Origin of the sequence: Marinobacter sp. UBA2498 (genome assembly GCF_002341575.1) — a bacterium.
Lineage (GTDB): Bacteria > Pseudomonadota > Gammaproteobacteria > Pseudomonadales > Oleiphilaceae > Marinobacter > Marinobacter manganoxydans.
Genome location: NZ_DDOI01000088.1, coordinates 3,403 through 5,478 on the forward strand (window position 1 = coordinate 3,403; position 2,076 = coordinate 5,478).

A 2,076-nucleotide genomic window follows, 5' to 3' on the forward strand; every position below is an offset into this window, starting at 1 on the left:
CAGCTTTTTTACCAGTCTGCGCTGATCGGGAGGAAAGACCTAACCATCACGCCGGATGCCCGGATGGGGTTCGAAATGACCCTGCTCCGGATGCTTGCGTTCCGCCCCGGGGCTGACCGGCGAGAGCCGCCGGCCATAAGCTCCGGTGGTCAGTCTGCCGCTTCCGAGCCACGGGATGAGCCCGACCCGGCGCCGACCCCACCGGTAGAACAAAAACAGCCGGAACCGCAGCCCGAACCCACGCCTGAGCCTGAACCCGAGATGCCGGCCGCTCCGCCCGTTGCGGATGAGGATGCATCGTGGCTGGCCAGTCTGGATGCCCAGGCCGAGGCGGCTGGAGAGTATGAAGAGAGCTACCCTTTAAGCGACGAAGCTCCAGTTACCCCAGAGCCAGCACCTGAAGTTGCCGCGGAGCCAGTTGAACGGCCGGCCCCGGCTCCGGAACCCGCGTTTGTGGAGCCCGATCCAGCGATAGAACCTGCAGTTGAGCAGGCGCCTGAGCCTGAGGGCGAATTCGTCTGGCACCGTGATTTTCGAAGTCTTGGCATTGTGGGCATGCCCGGTAATCTTGCCAGTCACGGCGCCATGTCCCGCGATGGCGATGTGATTACGCTGACCATTGATGAGGGGCACGCCCGGCTGTTGAACAGCAGGCACGAGGAAAAGATTCTGGCTGCCTTGAGAAACCGCTTTGGCGACTCCATTCAGTTACGTACGGAGCAGGGCGATCCCGGGCCGCACACCCCGGCGGCCTACGAGGAGCGCCAGCGAAAGGCGCGCCAGAAAGCGGCGGAGGCGTCCATTCACCAGGATCCGGTCGTAAAGTCTATTGTTGAACGATTCGAGGCGCGGGTAGTGGAAGACAGCATCCGGCCGGTAGAGACAAGCAGGAGATAAGCTATGATGAATAATATGGGCGACATGATGAAAAAAGCCCAGAAAATGCAGGAAGAGATGCAGAAGGCCCAAGAAGAAATCGCCAAGGCCGAAGTGACTGGCGAAGCCGGAGCCGGCCTGGTCAAAGTCACCATGAACGGCCGTCACGACGTTCGTAAAGTGGACATAGACTCCTCCCTGATGACTGAGGAAAAAGATATTCTGGAAGACCTTCTGGCCGCTGCGGTGAACGATGCAGTGCGGCGCGTCGAGGAAAACCAGAAAGAGAAAATGTCCGGTATGATGTCCGGCATGGGCCTGCCGCCCGGTTTCAAGATGCCGTTTTGAATTCCATCCTGCAGCCGTTCGAGGACCTTTCATGGCGTTCAGCCCCCTGGTTGATGAGCTTGTAGAATCCCTTCGTTGCCTGCCTGGTGTTGGCCAGAAAACGGCCCAGCGCATGGCCTTCCATTTGCTGGAGCGTGGCCGTTCCGGCGGCACCCGTCTTTCCGACGCATTGAGCCAGGCCATGAACGGTGTCCGGCGCTGCGAAAGCTGCCAGAACTTTGCCGACACTGAAATCTGCGGCATCTGTGACAATCCCCAGCGGCGTACCGGAACCCTGTGTGTGGTGGAAAGTCCCTCGGATCTTCTGGCCATTGAGCAGGCGGGTGACTATCGCGGCGGCTATTTCGTGCTGATGGGTCATCTCTCACCGATTGATGGCGTTGGACCGGAGGAAATCGGCATTGAACGTTTGCTGAAGCGGATCCGCGACGAAGGCGTGACTGAGCTGATTCTGGCTACCAACCCGACGGTGGAAGGTGAGGCTACGGCTCACTACATCGCCGATCGCCTTGATGGCCAGGGCATCCTGATAACCCGTCTGGCCCATGGCATACCGGTGGGTGGAGAGCTCGGTTACGTCGATGGCTTTACCCTGACTCACGCATTCCGCGGTCGCAAACCACTGTCCGATTGAATCTGACCGAATAAACCTACCAGGCACGTTTATGGATATTTCCGCCCAGGCCGCTGTGGCAGTTGACGTTCCCCCGGCTCCGACCAGGATTGACTGGATCCGGGAACCGCAAGCACTGGACAAATGGCTGGATCGGGCACCGGGCAAGCCCCTGGCGCTGGACACCGAATTTGAGCGGGTAAACACCTTTTACCCGATACCGGGGTTGGTTCAGTTGG

The 2,076-nt window shown here is 59.6% G+C and carries 3 protein-coding genes and 1 pseudogene; all 4 read left to right on the forward strand.

All coding sequences use genetic code 11. From position 1 onward, the window contains the following. A partial coding sequence (locus B2W52_RS12240; protein WP_286803279.1) for a DNA polymerase III subunit gamma/tau C-terminal domain-containing protein occupies positions 1 to 897 on the forward strand: 897 nt, incomplete at its 5' end. Positions 898 to 900: 3 nt separating this feature from the next. Further along, complete coding sequence (locus tag B2W52_RS12245; RefSeq protein ID WP_008171847.1) at positions 901 to 1,224, forward strand: YbaB/EbfC family nucleoid-associated protein; 324 nt, start codon at positions 901 to 903, stop codon at positions 1,222 to 1,224. A gap of 31 nt (positions 1,225 to 1,255) precedes the next feature. Beyond that, positions 1,256 to 1,858, forward strand: a complete 603-nt coding sequence (recR, locus tag B2W52_RS12250; protein WP_230706495.1) for a recombination mediator RecR — start codon at positions 1,256 to 1,258, stop codon at positions 1,856 to 1,858. Positions 1,859 to 1,889: 31 nt separating this feature from the next. Then, positions 1,890 to 2,076: pseudogene (locus B2W52_RS12255) on the forward strand (ribonuclease D); the annotation flags it as partial.